11 protein-coding genes are annotated in these 23308 nt (G+C 72.2%); 10 read left to right on the top strand and 1 reads right to left on the bottom strand.

Annotated elements, in window-relative coordinates; translation table 11 throughout:
- Positions 1 to 74: 74 nt before the first annotated feature.
- Positions 75 to 725, top strand: coding sequence for a helix-turn-helix domain-containing protein (locus ACFVW6_RS19415; protein WP_378829389.1), 651 nt, complete (start codon positions 75 to 77; stop codon positions 723 to 725).
- Here the strand turns inward: ACFVW6_RS19415 and ACFVW6_RS19410 are convergent.
- Positions 722 to 1489: a TSUP family transporter gene (locus tag ACFVW6_RS19410; RefSeq protein ID WP_378829387.1), complete on the bottom strand. Its 768-nt coding sequence runs from the start codon at positions 1487 to 1489 to the stop codon at positions 722 to 724. The two genes, ACFVW6_RS19415 and ACFVW6_RS19410, sit on opposite strands and share 4 nt — an antisense overlap.
- Before the next feature lie 72 nt (positions 1490 to 1561).
- On the opposite strand from ACFVW6_RS19410, the gene ACFVW6_RS19405 reads away from it, so the two are divergent.
- The 9 genes from ACFVW6_RS19405 (at position 1562) to ACFVW6_RS19365 (ending at position 23303) form a co-directional block, all read left to right on the top strand.
- Positions 1562 to 2734, top strand: a complete 1173-nt coding sequence (locus ACFVW6_RS19405) for a sensor histidine kinase (protein ID WP_378829385.1) — start codon at positions 1562 to 1564, stop codon at positions 2732 to 2734.
- 21 nt (positions 2735 to 2755) lie between these two features.
- Positions 2756 to 3415 carry a response regulator transcription factor gene (locus ACFVW6_RS19400; protein WP_355280246.1) on the top strand — a complete coding sequence of 220 codons (660 nt, stop codon included), beginning with the start codon at positions 2756 to 2758 and terminating at the stop codon, positions 3413 to 3415.
- A gap of 63 nt (positions 3416 to 3478) precedes the next feature.
- Positions 3479 to 3973, top strand: a complete 495-nt coding sequence (locus ACFVW6_RS19395) for an FxsA family protein (RefSeq protein WP_355280248.1) — start codon at positions 3479 to 3481, stop codon at positions 3971 to 3973.
- A gap of 43 nt (positions 3974 to 4016) precedes the next feature.
- A complete protein-coding gene (locus tag ACFVW6_RS19390) occupies positions 4017 to 4220 on the top strand; it encodes a hypothetical protein (RefSeq protein ID WP_355280249.1) in 204 nt (67 codons plus the stop codon).
- A 30-nt stretch (positions 4221 to 4250) separates the two neighbouring features.
- Positions 4251 to 5843 carry an amidohydrolase gene (locus ACFVW6_RS19385; RefSeq protein WP_378829379.1) on the top strand — a complete coding sequence of 531 codons (1593 nt, stop codon included), beginning with the start codon at positions 4251 to 4253 and terminating at the stop codon, positions 5841 to 5843.
- 162 nt (positions 5844 to 6005) lie between these two features.
- Entirely contained in the window at positions 6006 to 7562 is a 1557-nt protein-coding gene (gene lnt / locus ACFVW6_RS19380; protein WP_378829440.1) for an apolipoprotein N-acyltransferase, read from the top strand.
- A gap of 203 nt (positions 7563 to 7765) precedes the next feature.
- On the top strand, positions 7766 to 21433 hold the full coding sequence (locus ACFVW6_RS19375) for an amino acid adenylation domain-containing protein (protein ID WP_378829377.1): 13668 nt from the start codon (positions 7766 to 7768) through the stop codon (positions 21431 to 21433).
- Positions 21430 to 22419: an ATP-binding cassette domain-containing protein gene (locus tag ACFVW6_RS19370; RefSeq protein ID WP_378829374.1), complete on the top strand. Its 990-nt coding sequence runs from the start codon at positions 21430 to 21432 to the stop codon at positions 22417 to 22419. Before ACFVW6_RS19375 ends, ACFVW6_RS19370 begins: the two co-directional genes overlap by 4 nt.
- Before the next feature lie 104 nt (positions 22420 to 22523).
- Positions 22524 to 23303: an ABC transporter permease gene (locus ACFVW6_RS19365; protein ID WP_355280438.1), complete on the top strand. Its 780-nt coding sequence runs from the start codon at positions 22524 to 22526 to the stop codon at positions 23301 to 23303.
- The last annotated feature ends 5 nt before the right edge of the window (positions 23304 to 23308 follow it).

The following is a 23308-nucleotide window of genomic DNA, read 5'->3' as shown; positions in this document are numbered from 1 at the left end:
CGGCAGTCACAACCGTGACGCGCTGACCCCGGTCCTCCCGCGGCGGTGGGCCCCGATGCCGTAGGGTGCCCGCCGTGCCGCCATCCGCCCTCCGCGATCGAAAAAGGGAACGAACCCGTCGTGCGATCCTCGTGGCCGCCGTCGGATTGTTCGAGGCCAGAGGCTATGAGGAAACGACCGTGGCCGACATCGCGGCCGAGGCCGAGGTCGGCACGCGGACCTTCTTCAACTACTTCGCGAGCAAGGAAGAACTGCTCTTCCCCGAACCCGACGAACGGGTGCGCGCCGCCGTCGCGGCCATCGCCACGCGGCGGCCGGGGGAGCGGCCGGTGGAGGTGCTGCTGCGCGCGCTGCGCGCGGCGGGCGACAACCCCGGTGAGCATCTCGTCGACGATCTGAACTCCCGGGTGGCGGCGCTGCGCGCGCGGGTCTCGCGGACGGTGCCCGCGGTGAGCGGCCGGGCCGCGCACGCCCAGCTCGTCGCCCAGCGCGAGATCGCCCGGCAGCTGCACAGCGCGTTCCCGCACGAACTCGACGAGGTCGGCGCCGCCGCGCTCGTCGGTGCGGTCGTCGGCGCCGTCTCGGGCGCGCTGACGGTGCTGTTCCAGCAGCCCCAGCACGGCATCGACGACGGCGAACGACTACACCGCAAGATCCACGAGACCACCTCGCGGGTACTGCAACCGTGGCTGGCCGCCTCGGCCCCGGTCGAACCGGCGCGCTAGCCGAACTGCTGCCATCCCAACCGGATCACCATCACCACGACCACCACCAGCAGCACGATCCGCACGAAGCCCGCGCCCTTGGCCAGCGCCATCCGCGAACCGACCAGGGCGCCCGCCACATTCGCGACCGCCATGCCCGCGCCGAGGCCCCACAGGATGTGCCCGGTCGAGCCGAGGTACAGCAGCGCGCCCAGATTCGAGCCGCAGTTGATCACCTTCGCCATGGCCGCGGCCCGCACGAACTCGGTGCCGAGCAGCGTCGCGAAGGTGATGATCAGGAACGTGCCGGTGCCCGGCCCGAGCAGACCGTCGTAGAGGCCGATCAGCCCGGCGGCCAGCGCCACCACCAGGATCACCTTGCGCCGGGTCGGCGGATGGGTGGCCATGGTCATGCCGATCGAGGGCCGCAGCGTGACGAACAGCGCGACGCCGACCAGCACCACCATGACCAGCGGGATGAACAGGTCGCGGTCGATCAGCGAGACCGCGGCCGCGCCGCAGGCCGCCGTGATCGCGGCGATCACCGCGCCCGGAATCAGCACGGTCCACTGCATCGGCACCCGGCGCGCGAAGGTGATCACCGCGGTCGCCGTGCCCGAGAACGCGGCCAGCTTGTTGGTGCCCAGCGCGGTTTGCGGGGCGATGCCCGGCGCGACCAGGAACAGCGTCGGCAGGATGATCAATCCGCCGCCGCCGACCACCGCGTCGACCCACCCCGCCGCGGCCGCGGCCACCAGTAGGACCGTCCAGTCTCCTAGTTGCACCGGACCAGGCAATCAAGATCGCGCCCGGAAAGCCAACCGGGTCCGGCCGCGCCCGGCGACTAGGCTGGGCCGGTGCGCCGGTTCAGCTTGTGGCTCCGCGGCCGACCCGTCGTCGCCGATTCCGTCCTCGCGCTGTTCCTGATGGTGCTCGACGCGCTCGGCGTCGGCGACGAACACCACAAGGCCTCCTACCTGGTCTTCTCCCTGATCCTGCCGCTGCCGCTGATCCTGCGCCGGATCTATCCGCGGGCGGTGGCCGCGGTGATGTTCGTGCTCTCGGTGCTGTGCACGCTGGTCGGGTATCTGGTGGGCGACGACACCTCCGGTCACGTCGCGCTGATCGGGCTCGGCGTGATGCTCTACACCCTCGTCGCCTACGTCGGCAGGCGGGACGGGCTGATCTATCTCGTCTGCCTGGCGATCGATCTGACGCTGTCCATGGTGGTGCTGCGCGAACCCGCGGGCGGCGATCTGGCGCTGGTCGGCGTGATCTACGCGCTGTGCTGGACGCTGGCCGAGTTCAACGGCGCCCGCCACGCCTACGACGCCGAGGTCGCGGCGCGGCTCGCGGTCGCCGACTACGACAAGGAACGCCGTGCCCACGAGGCGGTGGCCGCCGAACGCACCCGCATCGCCCGGGAGTTGCACGACGTGGTCGCGCACGCGGTCAGCGTGATCATCGTGCAGGCCGACGGCGCCAAGTACGCCCTGCGCCACGACCCCGACACCGCCGAACGCGCGCTCGCGACCATCGCGGGCACCGGCCGGGAGGCGCTGCGCGAACTGCGCCGCACCGTGGCACTGCTACGCACCGAGCACGCGCCGGAACTGCTGCCCCAGCACGGCAGCGCGGGCATCGCGACCGTGGCCGAGCTGATGCGCGACGCCGGTGTGGCCGTCGACCTCGAACTGACCGGGGAACTCGACGACATCACCCCCGAGGTCAGCCTCGGGGTGCACCGCATCGTCCAGGAATCGCTCACCAACACCCTGCGCCACGCCGGCGCGAGCCCGAAGGCGACCGTGCGCGTGCACCGCCGCGAGGACGACATCCTGGTCGAGGTGACCGACAGCGGCGGCCTGCCCGAGCGGCCGCCGACCACCGAGATCCCCGGCGCGGGGATGGGCCTGGTCGGCATGCGCGAACGGGTCGCGGTCCTCGGCGGCACCCTGTCCGCGGGCCGGACCGCCGACGGCCGCTGGCGAGTCCTGGCCACCCTCCCGCTGCGCGCCGAAGGCGACTGATCCGCCCGCTAAGGTTGGGAAATGCCGATCAGCGTGCTCGTGGTGGACGATCAGGAACTCATGCGGATGGGCTTGAAGATGGTCCTCGGGGCGCACCCGGACATCGAGGTCGTCGGCGAGGCGGGCAACGGGGACGAGGCCGTGCGGCGCGCGGGGGAGCTGCGGCCCGACGTGGTCCTGATGGACGTGCGGATGCCGGTCGTCGACGGGGTCACCGCCACCGGCCGGATCGTCGCGGCGGGCGACGGCGTCCGCGTGCTCGTGATGACCACCTTCGATCTCGACGAACACGCCCTCGGCGCGCTGCGCGCGGGCGCCAGCGGGTTCCTGCTCAAGGACACCCCGCCCGAAGACCTCATCTCCGCCATCCGCAGCGTCGCCGCGGGCGACGCGGTGGTCTCCCCGAAGGTCACCAAGCGCCTGCTCGACCGGCTCGTCGCCGAGGACCCGGCGGGCCTGCGCGATCCGGGCGTGCTCGACGTGCTCACCGCCCGCGAACGCGAGGTGCTCGAACAGATCGCCGCGGGCCGCTCCAACGCCGAGATCGCCGGGGCGCTGTTCCTGTCGGAGGCCACGGTGAAGACCCATGTCGGCCGGGTGCTCACCAAACTCGGGCTGCGCGACCGGGTGCAGGCGGTGGTGCTGGCCTATGAGACCGGTCTCGTCCGGCCGGGTGGCTGAGGCGGCCGGGAGAAAAATCGGGCTCCCGTGCGTTGACTCGGTAGATCGTCCGAAAGGATCGCCATGACCGCCGTGCTGTTCGTGCTCTACCTAGTCGTCGAGATCGCCGCGTTCGTCGGCCTCGCCCAGCTGATCGGCGCGGGCTGGGCGCTGCTGGCGCTGATCGCGGTGTCCGGGGTCGGCTTGCTGCTGCTGGGTGCCCAGGGCAGGCGCGTGTTCGACCGGTTCCGCCGGGCCGCGCGCGGCGAGGTCACCGCCGAGAGCGCGGTCGCCGACGGGCTGCTGGTGGCCACCGGCTCGGTGCTGCTGTTCGTGCCCGGCCTGGTCACCGGACTCGTCGGCCTGCTCGCGCTGTTCCCGCCCACCAGGGCGCTGATCCGGCCGGTGCTCGAGAAGCTCGGCACCCGGCGGTTCGGTCCGCTGCCCTCCTTCGCGCCGTCGCCCTACCGCGGCATGGTGGTCGACGCCGACAGCGGTGACGTGGTCGACGGCGTCGTCGTCGGGCAGTGGTACGACGACGGGCACACCGCCGGGCCGCGCGCGCTCGGCTCCGCCTGAACCGAGGATTCCGCCCGGCGGCCGGAAGGTCTACAGTGTGCCGATGGCCACCGAGCAGATCACCGTCACGGTGAGCGCGGAACTGGCCGACGCGGTGCGTAGGGCGAGTGCCGCTGCCGGACAGTCCATGTCGGATTTCACGGTCGCCGCGTGGCGACTCGAACTCATCGCCGTCGAGGCGGGCGGACACACTCCAGCGGGGCTGTGCGACGCCGACGTCCGCGCGGTCCTGTCCCTGCCGACCTGACGATTCGCCGATACGGCAGACTGGGGGACCGTGAGTACCCAGTTGCTGATCGGCGGTCGTTTCTACAGTTCCAGCTCCCCGGACGCGACCGCGATGGCGGTCACCGACGGCACGGTGGTGTGGCTGGGGGCCGAAGCGCCCGGCCGCGCGATGCATCCCGACGCGGAGATCATCGACCTCGACGGTGCCTTCGTCGCGCCCGCCTTCGTCGACCCGCACGTGCACGTCACCGCGCTGGGCCTGCAGCTGACCGGGCTCGACGTCAGCGGCACCGGGTCGCTGGCCGAGCTGCTCGCCGCCCTGCGCGCGTACGCGAGCGCGCAGCCCGACGGCGTGATCATCGGCGAGGGCTGGGACGACACCGCGTGGCCCGAGCAGCGCCCGCCCACGGTCGCCGAACTCGACGAGGCCGCCGGCGCGGGCAGGCTCGTGTACCTGGCCCGGGTCGACGCGCACTCCGCCGTCGCCTCCTCGGCACTGCTCGACGCGGCGGGCGAACTCGGCGAGGGCTACCGCCGCGGGGAGCCGGTGCGCGCCGACGCCCACCACCGGGTGCGTGCCGTCGCCCTCGCGGAACTCGGTCGCGCGCACCGTGATCGGGCCCGCACCGCCGCCCTCGACGCCGCCGCCGCGCACGGCATCGTCGCCGTGCACGAGTGCGCGGGCCCCGATATCTCCAGCCGCGAGGACGTCCGCGAGCTGCTCGCCTTCGAGCACGGCGTCGAGGTGCGCGCCTACTGGGGCGAGGCCGTGCGCACCGCGGCCGAGGCGCGCGCCCTGATCGACGAGCTGGGCGTCGCCGCGCTCGGCGGCGATCTGTTCGTCGATGGTTCGCTCGGCTCGCACACCGCGCTGCTGCGCGCGCCCTACGCCGACGCGAGCGGCTGCGGCAAGAACTTCCTCGACGCCGACACGGTCACCGCGCACATCCGCGCCTGCACCGAAGCCGGTGTGCAGGCCGGCTTCCACGCCATCGGCGACGCCGCCATGGATCTCGTGGTCGCCGGGTTCGCCACGGTCGCCGCCGAACTCGGCGGCCCGGCGGTGGCCGCGCGCGGACACCGCGTCGAGCACGCCGAGATGACCGACGCCGCCGCGATCGAGCAGCTCGCGGCGCTGGGCGTGATCCTGTCCGTGCAGCCGGGTTTCGACGCCGCGTGGGGTGGACCCGATCGCATGTACGCCACCCGCCTCGGCGCCGAGCGCGCCGCGACCCTGAACCCCTTCGCGGCGATGGCCGCGGCGGGCATCTCCCTGGCGATCGGCTCGGACGCGCCGGTGACCACGCTGAATCCGTGGGAGCAGGTGCGCGCGGCGGTCCAGCACCGCACGCCCGGTCACGGCCTGTCCCCGCGCGCCGCGTTCGCGGCCGCGACGCGGGGTGCCTGGCGGGCGGGCGGCGTGCGCGACGGTATGGCGGGCACCCTGGTGCCGGGCGCCCCGGCCTCCTACGCCGTGTGGGACGCGGGCGAGCTCGTCGTCGCCGCGGCCGCCGACACGGTGCAGCGCTGGTCGACCGACCCGCGTTCGCGCGTCCCCGGTCTGCCCCGGCTCGATCCCGGCGCCGACCTGCCGACCTGCCTGCGCACGGTGCACAACGGCACCACCATCTACCGCGCCTGACCACGACCCGCGCCACCAATCACGGAGCAGGACACCATGATCCACCCCGCCACCGAACCAGGGCCCGACGCCACGACCGCCGACGCGGCCGGGGCGGGTCCGACCGACCCCGCGACACCGGCCGGCGCGGCGGGCGGTGACCGGTTCGGGGTCCTGGCCCGGATGGCCACGGCCGTCGCGGGTGGCCTGCTGTTGTTCGGCAGCTTCCCGCCCCGGCCGTGGTGGTTCCTCGCCCCGATCGCGCTGGCCCTGCTCACCGTCGCGGTGCGCGGGCCGGGCAGGCTGCGCGGTGGTTTCGGCCTCGGATTCCTCGGCGGGCTCGCGTTCTTCGTCCCGTTGCTGCCGTGGACGGGCATCTACGTCGGACCGGTGCCCTGGCTCGCGCTGTCGACCGCGTGCGCGGTGTTCTTCGGCCTGTGGGGCGTGCTCGCCCGGTGGCTCGGCAGCCTGCCCGGCTGGCCGGTCTGGCTCGCCCTCGCGTGGACGGCCACCGAATGGGCGCGGTCGAGTTTCCCGTTCGGCGGATTCCCGTGGGGGCGGGTCGCTTTCGGCCAGGCCGACGGCTGGTACCTGCCGCTGGCCGCCTACGGCGGCGCGCCGCTGATCGGGTTCGCCGTCGCCCTGACCGGCACCGGCCTGGCCGCGCTCGCGCTGCGCGTGCTGGCCTGGGCGCGCACGCCTGCGCCGCGCGCGACCGGCCGGGCCACCCGGCTGGGATTGGCCACGGCCGCGGTCACCGTGGCTGTCATGCCCCTCGTCGGCGTGATCCTCCGGCCGACGCTGCCCGCCCCGGACGACGGTGACCGGACGATCACGGTCGCCGCGATCCAGGGCAGCGTGCCGCGGTTGGGCCTGGAGTTCAACGCCCAGCGGCGGGCCGTGCTGGACAACCACGTCCGGCGTACCGAGGAGCTCGCCGACGCCGTCGACCGCGGGCAGTCGCCCCGGCCCGACATCGTGATCTGGCCGGAGAACTCCTCCGATATCGACCCGTTGCGCAATGCCGACGCCGCCGCGGAGATCAGCAGGGCCGCCCAGCGGATCGGCGCGCCGATCCTGGTCGGCGCGGTCCTGGTGAACGGCGACCGCACGACCACCAACTCGGTGATGGTGTGGAACGGCGCGGACGGCCCGTCCGATCGGCACGACAAGAAAATCATCCAGCCGTTCGGTGAATACCTGCCGATGCGGAGTTTCTTCCGATTGTTCTCGTCGTATGCCGACCAAGCCGGACATTTCGTGCCGGGTGACGGTGACGGAACGGTCACGGCGGCCGGGGTGCGGGTCGGCGTCGCCACCTGTTACGAGGTGGCGTTCGACCGGGCCTTTCGGGAGTCGCTGGCCGCGGGTGCCGAACTGTTGACGGTGCCGACCAACAACGCGACCTTCGGCACGAGCGAGATGACCTACCAGCAGATGGCCATGTCGCGGGTGCGGGCGGTCGAGCACGGCCGGGCCCTGGTGATCGCAGCAACCACCGGGGTCAGCGCTATCATCACCGCGAACGGCGAGATCGCACAGCAGTCCGAACAAGTCGTCCCCGCCGCGCTGGTCGCCCAGCTACCATTGCGCGACACGACGACGATCGCGACGCGGATCGGCGCGGCGCCGGAAGTGGCGTCCGTTATTCTGACCGCGATCGGCGTGGCGCTGGTGTTTTTCCGGCGCCGGCGGGCAAATCAGACGCAGGTTTCGCGGAGCTCGCAGAATTCCGAATAAGCGGTTTGTTTCAACCCGGGGGAAGCAGCAGTAAGTAGCTGCTACAGGGGCGTAATACATAGAGCTCGAAACAAATCCACATCGGTAGCCATCCGGCTGCCGGAGTACTCCGAATCAATGGGCGTGGATAGCCACGCCCTGGGCCGTCGTGTGCCCGGGCGCTGCTCGGGGAGTTGTGACACAAAGGCAGAACGGAGTGCTTGATGAGTTCATTGGCCACCGACCGCGTCAGCTCATGCGTCACCGACGACGATCCGGGCCAACCGTTCGCTCTCTCGCCCGGTCAGACGGCCCTGTGGTACGCGCAACGGATCCGGCCCGATATCCCCCTCACCATCGCCCACTACGTCGAACTCCACGGTGATCTCGACGTCGGCAGGCTGCTGTACGCGGTCGAGCGCTTCGGCGCCGAATCCCAGGTGGGCCATGTCCGCCTACTCGAGGTCGACGGCGTGCCGCATCAGCGGGTCGACCTGGCCTGGCGGCCGGGCTGGGCCCGGATCGACCTGCGCGGCGAGCCCGACCCGCGCGCCGCCGCGCTGCGCTGGATGAACGACCACGCCAGCACCCCGATCGACATGGAGCGCGAGCCGCTCACCATCAATGTCGTGTTGCGAATCGGTGACCAGGACTGGTTCTGGTACGAACGCGGACACCACATCGTGATCGACGGTTACGGTGCGATGAACGCGCTGACCCGCACGGCCGAGATCTACACCGCCGTCGGCGAACAGCGCGAGCCGTCGGTCTCGCGCGCCGCCGCGCTGGTCGACCTCTACGCCGACGAGTCCCGCTACCGCGAGTCCAGCCGCTGCACCGCCGACCGCGAGTACTGGACCGCGCAGCTCTCCGGCGTGGGCGAGCCGATGACGCTGTCCGCGGTGACCGCCACCGGCGACACCCACGATCCGGGCCGTCATCGTGCCACCGCGGTCCTCGACCCCGATCTCGACAGCCTGCTCACCGACGCGATCACCACACACGGCTCGGCCAACTCGGCGCTCATCGTCGCGGCGCTGGCCGCGTACGTGCGCTCGGTCACCGGCGACTCCGATGTCGTACTGAGCCTTCCGGTCTCGGCCCGCACCACCGTCGCCCTGCGCCGGTCGGCGGGCGTGGTGTCGAACGTGGTGCCGCTGCGGGTGCGCTTCGACGAGCACACCACCGTCGCCGACGTCGTGCGCCAGACCGAGCTGCAGATCACCGGCGCGCTGCGGCACCAGCGCTACCGCTCCGACGACATCCGCCGCGACTGCGGCTACTCCCGCGACGCCCGTGGCTTCTTCGGGCCGATGGTCAACATCATGCTGTTCCACGACGAGCTGAAGTTCGGCGACATCGCGGGCCAGCTGCACGTGCTCGCGACCGGCCCGGTCGAAGACCTCTCGATCAACATCTACAACGGTGACGGCGGCCGCATCCAGCTCGACTTCGAAGCCAACCCCAAGCTCTACGGTGAGGCCGAGGTGGCCGCCCACCACGGTCGCTACCTGGACTTCCTCGCCCGTTTCCTGGCCGCCGAGCCCGGCACCCCCACCCGCACGCTGACCGCGATCACCGCCGACGAGCAGGCGAAGGTGCTGCGGGAGTGGAACGCCACCGAGATGCCGGTGCCGACCGCCACGCTGGTGTCGCTGTTCACCGACCAGGCGCGGCGCAGCCCGCACGCCGTCGCCCTCGAATTCGGTGACCGCGCCGTCGGTTACGCCGAACTCGGCGACCGGGTGAACCAGCTGGCCCGTGAGCTCATCGCGCGCGGGGCGGGGCCGGAGACCACGGTCGGGGTGTGCCTGCACCGCAGTATCGAGATGGTCATCGGCATGTACGCGGTGCTCGCCACCGGCGCCGCCTATCTGCCGCTGGACCCAGAGCACCCTGCCGACCGCATCGACGCCGTGGTGACGCAGGCCAGGCCGGTCTGTGTGCTCACCGCCGCGCGCGACATGGTGCGGCTGCCCGAGGGCACGGCGCGGGTGGATCTGGACACCCTCGACGTCACCGGGCACCCGGTCGCGCCGATCACCGACGCCGATCGGCGCGCACCGCTGCGCCCCGAGCACCTCGCCTACGTCATCTTCACCTCCGGCTCGACCGGCAAGCCCAAGGGCGTCGGGGTGACGCACGCGGCGATCGTCAACCGGCTGCGCTGGATGCAGGCCGAATACCCGCTCGACCACACCGACGCCGTCCTGCAGAAGACGCCCGCCACCTTCGATGTGTCGGTGTGGGAGTTCTTCTGGCCGTTGCAGGTCGGTGCCCGCCTGGTGGTCGCCGCGCCGGACGGTCATCGTGATCCGGCCTACCTGGCCCGGATCATCACCGAGAAGTCCATCACGACAGCGCATTTCGTGCCCTCGATGCTGTCGCTGTTCGTCACCGACCCGCGGGTGGCCGGCGGTGCCGGGCTGCGCCGGGTGTTCTGCAGTGGGGAGGCGCTGCCGGGCGCCACCGTCGCCGACTTCCACGCCGCGCTGCACGGCCCCACCGGCGGTCCCGAGCTGCACAACCTGTACGGGCCCACCGAGGCCGCCGTCGACGTCACCTACTGGCCGTGCCCGGCCGAGGCGACGACGGTGCCGATCGGCTCGCCGGTCTGGAACACCCAGACCTACGTGCTCGACCCGCAGCTGCGACCGGTCCCGCCCGGGGTCGTCGGCGAACTGTATCTGGCGGGGGCGCAGCTGGCGCGCGGCTACCTCGGCCGCCCCGACCTGTCCGCCGACCGGTTCGTCGCCAATCCGTTCACCCCCGGTCAGCGCATGTACCGCACCGGTGACCTGGCCCGCTGGCAGCTCGACCGGCCGGTCCTGGAATACCTGGGGCGCACCGACTTCCAGGTCAAGATCCGCGGCCTGCGCATCGAACTCGGCGAGATCGAGTCCGCGCTGCTCGCCCAGGACCACATCGCGCGCGCGGTCTGCGTGGCGCGGGCCGGGCGCACCGGCGACGACGAACTGGTCGCCTACGTGGTGGCCACACCGGGCAGCGCGGCGCCCGAGCCCGCCGTGCTGCTGTCGGGGCTGCGCCGCGGTCTGCCCTCCTACATGGTGCCCTCGGCGCTGGTCGTGCTCGACGAACTGCCGTTGAGCGCCAACGGCAAGGTCGACCGCAAGGCGCTGCCGGAGCCGACCGTCGGCGTGCGGGTCACCACCGGCGCCGCCGCACCGCAGACCGAGCTGGAATGCGCCCTCGCCGAGATCTTCACCGAGGTGCTCGCCCTCGACGGCACCGCGATCGGCGTCGAGGACAGCTTCTTCGACCTCGGCGGCAATTCGCTGGTCGCCGCCCGCGCGGTCGCCCGGATCAACACCACCCTCGACGCGAACCTCACCATCCGGGAACTGTTCGAGGCGTCGACCATCGCGGCCCTGGCCGGGTACATCAGCACCCACAAGCCCGAAACCTCCACGCCCAAGCTGGTTCCCGCGGTCCGGCCCGAGCGGGTGCCGCTGTCGCTGGCCCAGCAGCGGCTGTGGATCCTCAACCGGTTCGCCGAGCACGCCGCCGCCTACAACATGCCGCTCGCGCTGCGGCTCACCGGGCACCTCGACCTCGACGCGCTGCGGGCGGGCCTGCGGGACGTGCTCGATCGGCACGAGAGCCTGCGGACCAGTTTCCCGGAGGGGCCGGACGGCGCCTACCAGCTGATCCATCCCGCGGCCGCGGTGGAACCGGACCTGGCGCCGGTCGACGTCATCGCCGCCGACCTCACCGCCCTCGTCGCCGAGGAGACCGCGCGCGGCTTCGATCTGCGCACCGAGACGCCGCTGCGGGTCGCGCTGTACCGGGTCGGCGCCGACGATCACGTCCTGCTGGTCGTGCTGCACCACATCAGCGGTGACGGCTGGTCGATCGCCCCGCTGGCCAGGGACCTGATGTCGGCCGTGGCCGCGCGGGCCGAGGGCCGCGCGCCGCAGTGGACCCCGCTGCCCGTGCAGTACGCCGACTTCGCGCTGTGGCAGCGGGAACTGCTCGGCGACGAGACCGATCCCGAGGCGCCGCTGGGCAAGCAGCTCGGCCACTGGCGCGACGCGTTGGCCGGCCTGCCCGATCAGCTCGATCTGCCGCTGGACCGGCCGCGTCCGCTGCGCCGGGGCACCGGCGGCGACACGGTGGGCTTCACCATCGACGCCGCGATGCGCCGGGCGGTCGCCGAACTGGCGCACAGCCACGGCGTCAGCATGTTCATGGTGCTGCACGCGGTCCTGGCGACCCTGCTGGCCCGGATCTGCGCGAGCGGCGACATCACCATCGGCACGCCCATCGCGGGCCGCTCCGATCCGGCGCTCGACGAGCTGGTCGGCATGTTCGTCAACACGCTGGTGCTGCGCACCGAGGTCGACCTGGCCGCCGGTTTCGACCGGATGCTCGACCAGGTCCGCGAGACCGACCTCGACGCCTTCGCCAACCCCGACGTGCCGTTCGAGCGGCTGGTCGACCTCGTCAATCCGGAACGCTCGACCGCCCGGCACCCGCTGTTCCAGGTCATGCTGTCCTATGACCGCACGCCGGAACTGCGCGTCGAACTGCCCGGCGTCAGTGCCGAACTCGTGCCGGTGGAGGCCGGGGTCGCCAAGTTCGACCTGCAACTCGAGGTGCGCGACAACCACGACGACGGGCCGCTGGACGCCGAATTCGGTTTCGCCACCGATGTCTTCGATCGTGCGACGGTCGAGGCGATCGCCCGCCGGTTCACCACGCTGCTGGCGAACGTGGTGGCCGACCCGACCCGCCCGATCGGCGATCTCGATCTGCTGGAACGTCGCGAGATCGCGCGGCTGGTGCCGGTCGCGGGCGCGCCGGCCGAGCCCGCGGGCACCCTGGCGCGGCTGCTCGGCGAGACCGCGCAGCGGCTGGCCGATGCCGTCGCCGTTCGCTACCTCGGCTTCGACACCACCTACCGCGAACTCGACGAACGCTCGAACCGGTTGGCGCGCAGCCTGATCGCGCACGGTGCCGGGCCGGAATCGGTGGTCGCGGTCGCGCTGCCGCGCAGCCTGGAATCGATCGTCGCCATCTGGGCGGTGGCCAAGTCCGGCGCCGCGTACGTACCCGTCGATCCCGCCTACCCGGCCGAGCGGATCGCGCACATGATCGGCGACTCCGGCGCCGTGCTCGGGCTCACCCTGCCCGAGCATCTCGCCGGGCTGCCCACCACCACGGGCAAGCACCGGAAGGCGCCGGAGTGGCTGGTCTTCGGCACGGCCGACTTCGAGGCCGACTGCGCGCGCCGCTCGGCCACCCCGCTCACCGACGCCGACCGCAGGCATCCGATGCGCGCCGGTCAGCCCGCGTACCTGATCTACACCTCCGGGTCGACGGGCACGCCCAAGGCCGTCGTCGTCACCCACGCCGGTATCGCCTCGCTCGCCAGCGAGCAGACGCAGCTGTTCAAGGTCACCGACGCGGCGCGGACCATGCACTTCTCCTCGCCCAGCTTCGACGCCTCGGTGCTCGAGCTGCTGCTCGGCTTCGCCGCGGGGGCGACCATCGTCGTCGCGCCCGCCGACCTGTACGGCGGCGCGGAACTGGCGGGTTTCCTGCGCTCGGAGCGGATCACCCACGCGTTCATCACCCCCGCCGCGCTGGCCACGGTGCCCGCGGGCGACTTCCCCGACCTGGGCACGGTCATCGTCGGTGGCGAGGCCTGCTCGGACGAGCTGGTGCAGCGCTGGGCGAGCGACTACCGGATGCACAACATGTACGGCCCCTCGGAGGCGACCGTCGCGGTCACCGCGAGCGCGGCGATGGTGGCGGGGGAGCCGGTGCCGCTGGGCGCGCCGGTGCGCGGCATGCGGTTGTTCGTCCTCGACGGCCGCCTGCACCCGGTCCCGCCGGGGACGCCCGGTGAGCTCTACGTGTCCGGACCCGGTGTCGCGCGCGGCTATCTGGGCAAGCTCGGGCTGACCGCGCAGCGGTTCGTCGCCAACCCGCACGGCCGGGTCGGCGAACGCATGTACCGCACCGGCGATCTCGTCGTCTCCGACGCCGCAGGGCGGTTGCGCTTCCTCGGTCGCGCCGACGATCAGATCAAGATCCGCGGCTTCCGCATCGAACTGCGCGAGATCGACCACGTCCTGCGGGAACACCCGGGCGTGCGCTCGGCGCTGACCGTCGTGCACGTCGACGAGCAGGGCCAGCAGCGGCTCGCGTCCTACGTCACCGCCGACCGCCCGGTCGATCCGGCCGCGGTGCTCGACACCGCGCGCGGCAGGCTGCCCGGCTACATGGTGCCCGCGGCACTGGCCGTGCTGGACCGGATGCCGGTGACCCCGGCGGGCAAACTCGACCGAAAGGCGCTGCCCGCACCGGAGTTCGCCGTCGCCACCGGGTCGCGCGCCCCGCGCACGCACCTGGAGATGCGGGTCGCCGCGGTGTTCACCGAGATCCTCGGCCGGCCGGTGCCGGGCGCCGAGGACAGCTTCTTCGAGATCGGCGGCAACTCGCTGCTGGCCACCCGGCTCGCGGCGGCCGTGCACGCGGATTTCAGTGTGGACCTGCCGGTCCGGCAGATCTTCGAGGCGCCGACCGTGGCGGGCATCGCCCGGCTGATCACGGAAGCGCCCCGGACGCAGCGGGTGGCGCTGGCGGTACACACCCCACGCCCGGGACGCATACCACTGTCGCTGCCGCAGCAGCGGCTGTGGTTCCTCAACAGATTGTCCCCCGAATCCAGCGCCTACAACATCGCATTCGTCTTGCGAATCGGCGGAGATCTGAACATCGGTGCTTTGCGATCCGCACTCACCGACCTGGTGGAGCGCCACGAGGTGCTGCGCACGATCTTCCCGGAGGACCTGTCCGGCGCCCAGCAGATCGTGCTGCCGGTCGTCGCGGCGGCTCCCGCGATCGAGGCCGTCGATACCGATGCCGACCGGGCGCTCGAGGTGCTGACCACGCTGGCGCGCCAGGGATTCGACCTGACGAGCCAGCCGCCGCTGCGCGCACGGCTGCTGCGGGTCGGGCCGCAGGAGCACCTGCTCGGCGTCGTCGTGCATCACATCGCCGCCGACGGCTGGTCGCTCGGCCCGCTCACCCGGGACCTGGCGCTGGCGTATGTGGCCAGGTCGGCAGGCACCGAGCCGGTGCGCGCGCCACTTCCGGTGCAGTACGCCGACTTCAGCCTGTGGCAGCGCACGGTCCTCGGCGCCGAGGACGACCCGGACAGCATCGCCGCCACCCAGCTCACGCACTGGCGGACGGCACTGGCCGAGCTGCCCGACGAGCTGCCGCTGCCGTTCGACCGGCCGCGTCCGGCCGAACCCACCGGGGTGGCGGGCAGCGTGCGGTGTGAGATCTCGCCGCCGCTGCAGCAGGCCATGCGGGAGCTGGCGGCGGAGGCGGGCGTCAGCCTGTTCATGGTGGTCCGCTCCGCGCTGGCGGTGCTGCTGCGCAGCGTCACCGGCGGCCGCGACATCCCGATCGGCACCCCGGTGGCGGGCCGCACCGACGTCCAGCTCGACGAGCTGGTCGGCATGTTCGTCAACACGCTGGTCCTGCGGTCCGACGTGGACCCGGGCCGCAGCTTCGTCGACCTGCTGCACGCCGACCGCGACGACGAACTGGCCGCGATCGCCAACTCCGACCTGCCGTTCGAACGCGTCGTCGACGCGCTCGGCCGCGACAGCAGGGCGAGCAACCGGCACCCGCTGTTCCAGGTCGCGCTGAGCATGCAGGACGACCGCACGCCGGAACTGGACCTGCCCGGCCTGCGGCTGGCCGCCGAGGAACTCGACATCGCCCGCGCCAAGTTCGATCTGGAACTGCGGGTGACGCCCGGCGACGGCGAGACCCGCTGGTTCGACTTCGTCTACGCCGCCGAGATGTTCGACGCCGCGACGGTGGAGACCATGGCGACCCGGTTCGTCGAGATCCTCACCCAGGTGACGGCCGATCCGCGACAGCTGGTCTGCGAGGTCGACGCCCTCACCGTGCCCGAACGCCGCGCCCTGGTGCCGGCGCAGGGCCCGGCCCCGGTGACCCCGGTCGTGCTGGCCGACATCATCGAACGCGCGGCCACCACCTTCGCGCATCGCCCGGCCCTGCGCTGGTTCGCCGACGGCAGTGTCGCGGGCGCGGTGGGGGAGCTGGACTACGACGAGGTCGGTTTCCGGGCGCACCGGCTCGGGCGTGCGCTGATCGCCCGCGGGATCGGCACCGGCGACCGCGTGGCGGTCGGCCTCACCCGGGGATTGGACTGCGCGCTGGCCATTTTCGGCGTCGCGGCCAGCGGTGCGGCGTTCGTTCCGGTCGACCCGCGCTACCCCGCCGACCGGGTGCGGCACATGCTCACCGACTCCGGCGCGAGCGCGGTCATCACCACCACCGCCGACGCCGAGTCCCTGCGCGAGGCGGCCGGATCGCTCGACACCCAGTGGCTGCTGGTGGACGACGAGGAACTGCAGGCCGAACTGGCGGGCTACGACAGTGTGCCGATCACCGACCCCGAGCGGGTCCGCCCGGTGCGCCCGGCCGACCTGGCCTACCAGATCTACACCTCGGGCTCGACGGGCCTGCCCAAGGGCGTGACCGTCACCCACAGCGGTCTGGTGAGCCTGGCGGTGGACCTGCAGGAACGGATGGGCCTGGACCGGTTCGCCCGCACGTTCTTCTTCTCCACGCCGAGTTTCGACGTCTCCGTGCTCGACATGCTGCTGGCGGTCTGGTCCGGCGCCGAGATGGTGATCGGCCCGATCGACATCTACGGTGGCGACGAGCTCGGCGCGCTGCTCGAGCGCGAGGACATCACGCACACCTTCCTCACCCCCGCGGTGCTCGCCTCGATCGACGCCACCCGCTGGCCGCTGCCGCGGCTGCGCGGGCTCATGGCCGGTGGCGAGGCGGTACCGCCGGACCTGGTGGAGAACTGGGCGCCGGGGCGGCGGTTCGTGAACGCCTACGGGCCCACCGAATTCACCGTCATCGCGGCGATGTCGCACCTGCGCGTCGGCGTTCCGGTGACCATCGGCACGCCGGTGCGCGGTGCACAGGTCCTGGTGCTGGACGAGCGGTTGCGTCCGGTCGCCACCGGCGTGCCCGGCGAGCTGTACCTCGGCGGCGCGGGCATCGCGCGGGGGTACCACGAGCGATTCGGCCTCACCGCCGGGCGCTTCGTCGCGGACCCGGCCGGGCCCGCGGGCAGCCGGATGTACCGCACCGGTGACGTCGTGCGCTGGACCGCCGACGGCGAACTGGACTACCTCGGCCGCAGCGACCACCAGGTCAAGGTGCGTGGCTTCCGGATCGAGCTCGGCGAGATCAGCGCCGTGCTCGGAAGCCACCCCGAGGTCCGCTTCGCGCACACCGAGGTCAGGCGGATCGCCGGCGACGACCGCATCGTCGCCTGGGTGCAACTCGCCGAGGGCACCGACCCGGCCGAGCTGGCTCGCGTCCGCAACCACGCGGCGGCCCGGCTGGCCGGGCACATGGTGCCCGCGTCGCTGACCCTGCTCGACCGCGTGCCGCTCACCCCGGTCGGCAAGCTGGACCGGGGCGCGCTGCCGGAACCGGAGTTCACCGCCACCGCGGGCCGCGCGCCGCAGACCGCGTCCGAGCGGCTCGTCGCCCGGGTCTTCCACGAGCTGGTCGGCGGCACCGACGTCTCCGCCACCGACAGCTTCTTCGACATCGGCGGCAACTCGCTGCTGGCCACCCAGCTGGTGGCGCGGCTGGCCGCGGCCAGCAATGTGCGGCTGGAGGTGCGGACCGTGTTCGCCGCGCCGACCGTCGAGGAGCTGGCCGCGCTCATCGAGTCCGGGCCGTCCGGCGACGAAGGCCGCCCCGACCTGGTGAAACAGGAACGCCCGGAACGGATTCCGCTGTCCGCTGCCCAGCGCAGGCTGTGGTTCCTGAACCGGTTCAACGCGGGCACCGAGGGCGAGAGCCAGTCGGCGGGCGCCTACAACATCCCGGTCGTGCTGCGCCTGCACGGCCCGATCGACCTGGACGCGCTGATCGCGTCCTTGCACACGGTGCAACGTCGGCACGAGACGCTGCGCACGGTGTTCCCGGAGAGCGCGGGCGAGCCCGAGCAGCTCGTGCTCGATCCGGAGGTCGCCGCCGTCACCCTGTTCCACGCGACGGCGACCCCCGACGAGGTGGGCGCCGCGGTGACCCGCTTCGTCGCGCCGGGCTTCGACCTGTCGTCCTCGGTGCCGATGCGGGCCGCGCTGATCACCGTCGACCACTCCGGTCTGCCGGTGCCCACCCAGGCCAAGCTGGCCGTCGCGGGGTCGAAGGAGCACGTGCTGGTGCTCGTCGTGCACCACATCGCGATGGACGGCTGGTCGCTGGAACCGCTGGCCGGGGAGGTGGCCGCCGCCTACCGCGGCATCCGCGAGGGCGCGCCGTTCGGTGACCTGATCCCGGAGATCCAGTACACCGACTACACGCTGTGGCAGCAGGAGCTCCTCGGCACCGAGGACGACCCCGACTCGCTGATCAGCAAGCAGCTCGCCCACTGGCGCGGCGCGCTCGACGGCCTGCCCGAACTGCTCACCGTCCCGGCCGACCGGTCCCGCCCGCCGGTGCCCTCCTACCGGGGCGGCACCGTCGACTGCGAGGTCGACGCGGCCACCCACCGGGCGCTGCGCAGCATCGCCACCGCCAACAACGTCAGCATGTTCATGGTGCTGCACGCGGCGCTGGCCGTGCTGTTGCACCGGGTCACCGGCGACGACGACATCGCCGTCGGCACCGCGACGGCGGGCCGCGGGCACCCGGCCCTGGACGCGATGATCGGCATGTTCGTCAACACCCTGGTGCTGCGCACCGAGGTGACCGACGACCGGGCGTTCGTCGACCTGCTGCGTTCGGTGCGCGACCGGGACCTCGACGCGTTCGCCAACGCCGACATGCCGTTCGAACGGCTCGTCGAGGTGCTCAATCCGGCTCGCTCGCAGGCCCATCACCCGCTGTTCCAGGTGATGCTGTCGGTGCGCAACACCCCGGTGCGGATGCTGGAACTGCCCGGACTGCGGATCGAGGCGGTCGACGCCGACGCCGGCATCGCCAAGTTCGACCTGCAGTTCACCTTCACCGAGACCGAGACCGCCGAGCGCGTCGGCGACGGTGTCACGCTGGCGGTGAACTACGCGGCGGACCTGTTCGACGAGGTCACCGCGCGCAGGCTGGGCGACCGGCTGGTGCGGCTGCTCACCGCCGTCGCCGCCGACCCGCACACGGCCGTGGGCGATCTCGCGCTGCTCGACGCCGTGGAGTGGACCGCGCTCGCGCCGGTGCACGGCACCCGCGCGGACACCCCGGTCAGCTTCGCCGCGGTGTTCGGTGCCGCCGTCGCCCGGTCCCGGGACGCGGTGGCGTTGTGCGCGGGCGACACCGTCGTCACCTACGACGCGCTCGACCGCTGGACCAACCGGCTCGCCCGGGTCCTCATCGGTCAGGGCATCGGCCCGGAAAGCCTGGTGGCCCTGGGTATTCCGCGCTCGGTGGAGTCGGTGGCGACGATGCTCGCGGTCGCCAAGGCCGGTGCGGCGTTCGTGCCGGTCGACCCGAACTATCCGGCGCAGCGGATCAGCCACATGCTCACCGACTCCGGTGCGGCCGTCGGCCTGACCCTGCTGGCGCATCGGGACCGGCTGCCCGGCGACTGCCGCTGGCTGGTGCTCGACGATCCGCACACCCGCGCGACCGTGCTCGGCACCGACGACGCGCCGGTCACCGACGCCGACCGGATCCGGCCGCTGCGCGTGGCCAACCCGGCGTACGTGGTCTACACCTCCGGCTCCACCGGTACGCCGAAGGGCGTGGTGGTGACCCACGGCGGCATCTCGAACTTCGCCGCCGAGTGCGCCGACCGGTACGACGTACGGCCCGGCAGCCGGGTCCTGCACTTCGCCACGCCGAGCTTCGACGGGTCGATGCTCGACATCCTGTTCGCGCTCGGCGGGGCGGCGACCCTGGTGATCGCCCCGCCCGGGATCGTCGGTGGCGAGGATCTGCGCCAGCTGTTCATCCGGGAGCGGATCACCCACGCGTTCATCACCACCGCCGCGATCGGCACCGTCGATCCGGCGGGCGTGCACTCGCTGGCGCACGTGCTCGTCGGCGGCGAGGCGCTGCCGCCGGACCTGCTGGCCCGGTGGTCGCCGGGCCGCAACTTCTACAACGTGTACGGCCCGACGGAGACGACGATCGTCACCCTGATGCCGCAGCCGATGAGTCCGCGGGGCCCGATCACCATCGGCGGCCCGATCCGCGGCGTCAGCGCCACCGTGCTGGACCGGCGGCTGCATCCGACCCCGATCGGCGTCACCGGCGAACTGCAACTGGCCGGCTCGGCGCTGGCCCGCGGCTACCACAACCGGCCGGGCCTGACCGCCCAGCGGTTCGTCGCCAATCCCTATGGCGCGCCGGGCGAACGGATGTACCGCACCGGCGACCTGGTGCGCTGGCGCGACGGCGCGAAGTCGGCGCTCGACGTCGAGTACGTCGGCCGCACCGACCACCAGGTGAAGGTGCGTGGTTTCCGGATCGAACTCGGCGAGATCGACGTCGCGTTCGGCAGGCATCCCGAGGTCGAGTTCGCGCTCACCATCGGGCACACCACCCCGGCGGGCGTCACCGCGCTCGTGTCGTACGTGAAGGCCAGGACCGGGTCCGCGCCGACGGTGCGGGAACTGCTCGACCATGTCGGCGGGCACGTGCCGAACTACATGGTCCCGCAGTCGGTGATGCTGCTCGACGAGGTGCCGCTCAGCCCGGTCGGCAAGCTGGACCGGGCGCGGCTGCCCGAGCCGGTGTTCCTGGCGTCCGAGGGCTACCGCGCGCCGGTGACCCCGGCCGAGGTGGCGCTGTGCGCGGTGTTCGCCGAGGTCCTCGGGGTGGAGCGGGTCGGCGCCGACGACGGGTTCTTCGAACTCGGCGGCAACTCGCTGCTGGCCACCAAAGTCGTGGCGGCACTGCGTGAGCAGGGCTACGAGATGCCGGTGCAGCTGATGTTCGGCGACGCCACCCCGTCCGGCATCGCGGCCCGGCTCGACGGCGCCGACCCGGGCGCGGCGATGGCGGCGGCGACCGGCCCGGTGCTGGCCATCCGGCCGTCCACCGGCCCGCACGACACCCCGCTGTTCTGCGTGCACCCCGCGATCGGCCTGGCCTGGTGCTACGCCGGACTGCTCGCCCACCTCGCGCCCCAGCGCCCGATGTACGGCCTGCAGGCGCCGCACGTGTCCGGCGAGGACCGGTTCACCTCGATCCCCGAGGCGGCCGGACACTATGTGGCACACATCAAGTCGATCCAGCCGCACGGTCCGTACCACCTGCTCGGCTGGTCGCTCGGCGGGCTGATCGCGCAGGAAGTGGCGGTGCAGCTGCAGGACGCGGGGGAGGACGTGGCGCTGCTGGCCATGATGGACAGCTACCAGCTCGGCGACCGCTGGCTCGACACCGCGATGCCGAGCGTGGCCGATGTCCTCGGCGAGTTCGGCGCCGACATCCTCGGTGGGGCAACGCTGCCCGCCGACATCGACCTGCACGACGCGGCGGAACTGCTGCGGGCACAGCCGGGCCCGTTCGCCGCGCTCTCGGTCGAGAATCTCGAACGGCTCTACACCGGGTACGCCGACGGCACGGTGATGGCGAACCGGTTCCGGCCCCGCACCTTCGACGGTGACCTGGTGTTCTTCACGGCGGCGGCGGACGAGATCAACGCCGCCGATCCGGCCAGGCGCGCCGAGGCGTGGCAGCCGTTCGTCACCGGCAACATCCACAACCACGACCTGCCCTGCAGGCATGCGGCGATGACCACGCCGGAATCGCTGGCGGCGATCGGCCCCGTGCTGCATCGCCACCTCGACGCGGTCCCGGAGATCACCGTGTGCGGCGGCGGCCAGAAGGAGATGCGTCCGTGAGTTTGGCGGTAGAAGTACGTGGCCTGGCCAAGAGTTACGGCAAGGTGCGCGTGCTGAAGGAGATCGATCTGGAGATCCCGGCGGGCACGGTCCTCGGCCTGCTGGGTCCCAACGGCGCGGGCAAGACGACCACCGTGCGGGTCGTCACCACGCTGTTGCGGCCCGACGCGGGCTCGATCCGGGTCGCCGGTGTCGACGTGCTGGCCGACCCGGCCACCGCGCGCACCAGGATCGGCCTGTCCGGGCAGTACGCGGCGGTCGACGCGAACCTGACCGGCTACGAGAACCTGCGGATGGTGGCGCGGCTGTACGGCATGTCGCGCAAGCAGGCCGTCACGCGCGCCGAACAGCTGCTCGCCGCGCTCGGCCTCGAATACGCCGCGGGCAGGCGAGCAGGCACCTATTCCGGTGGTATGGCGCGGCGGCTCGACCTGGCCGGGGCGCTCGTGGCCCGGCCGCCCGTGGTGGTGCTCGACGAACCCACCACCGGCCTGGACCCGCGCGGGCGCCTGGACATGTGGCAGGTGATCGGCGACCTCGTCGACGACGGCACCACCGTGCTGCTCACCACCCAGTACCTCGAGGAAGCCGACCTGCTCGCCGACCGGATCACCGTCATCGACAAGGGCACGGTCATCGCGCGTGGTTCGGCCGACGAACTGAAGACCTCCATCGGCGGCGACCGGCTCACCGTCACCCTCGCGCCGGGACAGAACCCGAGCCCCGCGGTCCAGGTGCTGCACCAGGTCGGGGTCGGCGAACCGATCCACGAGCCAGGCAGCGACGAGGTGTCGGTGGTGGTGGGCAACGGCTCGCGCACCATGGTCGAAGCGCTGCGCCGCCTCGACGACGCGGGCGTGTGCGTCGTCGACGCCGTCGTCGTGCGCCCGACCCTCGACGACGTGTTCCTCTCCCTCACCGGCACCCCGGCCGAGCCGGCCGCCGACATCGAAAACGACGACGTGCAAGAGGAGATTCTCTCGTGAGTGTGGCACCGGAGGTCGACGAGTACGAGACCCGCGACCTGCCGATTCAGACGAGTCCGCCGCGTCCCGCCGCCCCCGGCGAGGCGCCGCCGCGGGCCCGGTTCATCCGGGACAGCGCGATCGTGGCGCACCGCAACCTGCTGACCATCCTGCGGGTGCCGACCCTGCTGGTCACCGCGACGATCCAGCCGCTGATGTTCGTGTTCCTGTTCGCCTACATCTTCGGCGCCTCGCTGGGTGGCGACCAGTATCGCGAGTTCCTGCTGGCGGGCATCTTCACCCAGACGGTCGCGTTCAACGCCGCGTTCACCACGGTCGGCCTGGCGGGCGACCTGCAGAAGGGCATCATCGACCGGATGCGGACGCTGCCGATGTCGCGGCTGGCGGTGCTGATGGGCCGCACGCTGTCCGACCTGGTGGTCAATGTGCTCAGCCTGGGCGTGATGGTGATCTGCGGCTACATCGTCGGCTGGCGCATCCACGGCAGTGTCGCCGACGCGGCGCTGGCCTTCGCCATCATCCTGCTGTTCGCGTTCGCGATGTCGTGGGTGGGCGCCCTGACCGGTCTGATCTCGCCGACCGTCGAGGTCGCGCAGAGCGCGGGCCTGATCTGGATGTTCCCGCTGTCGTTCATCTCCTCGGCGTTCATCTCCGCCGAGACCCTGCCGGGCCCGCTGCGCACCATCGCCGAGTGGAACCCGATCACCGCGGTCTCGGCGGCGGGTCGCGAGCTGTTCGACAACGACGCGCCGCCGTCGTTCGCTCCGGCCACCGGCTGGGCCGCCGACAACTGCATCCTCTACGCGATCATCTGCTCGGTGGTCATCCTGGCGATCGCGATGCCCGCGGCGCTACTCCAGTACCGCAAGGTGGCCAGTCACTGACCGGC

The sequence above is a fragment of the Nocardia sp. NPDC058244 genome (assembly GCF_042882065.1).
In the GTDB taxonomy this organism is placed as follows: Bacteria; Actinomycetota; Actinomycetes; order Mycobacteriales; family Mycobacteriaceae; genus Nocardia.
Note: the sequence above shows the minus strand (reverse complement) of the source record. Positions and strands in the feature narration are given on the sequence as shown.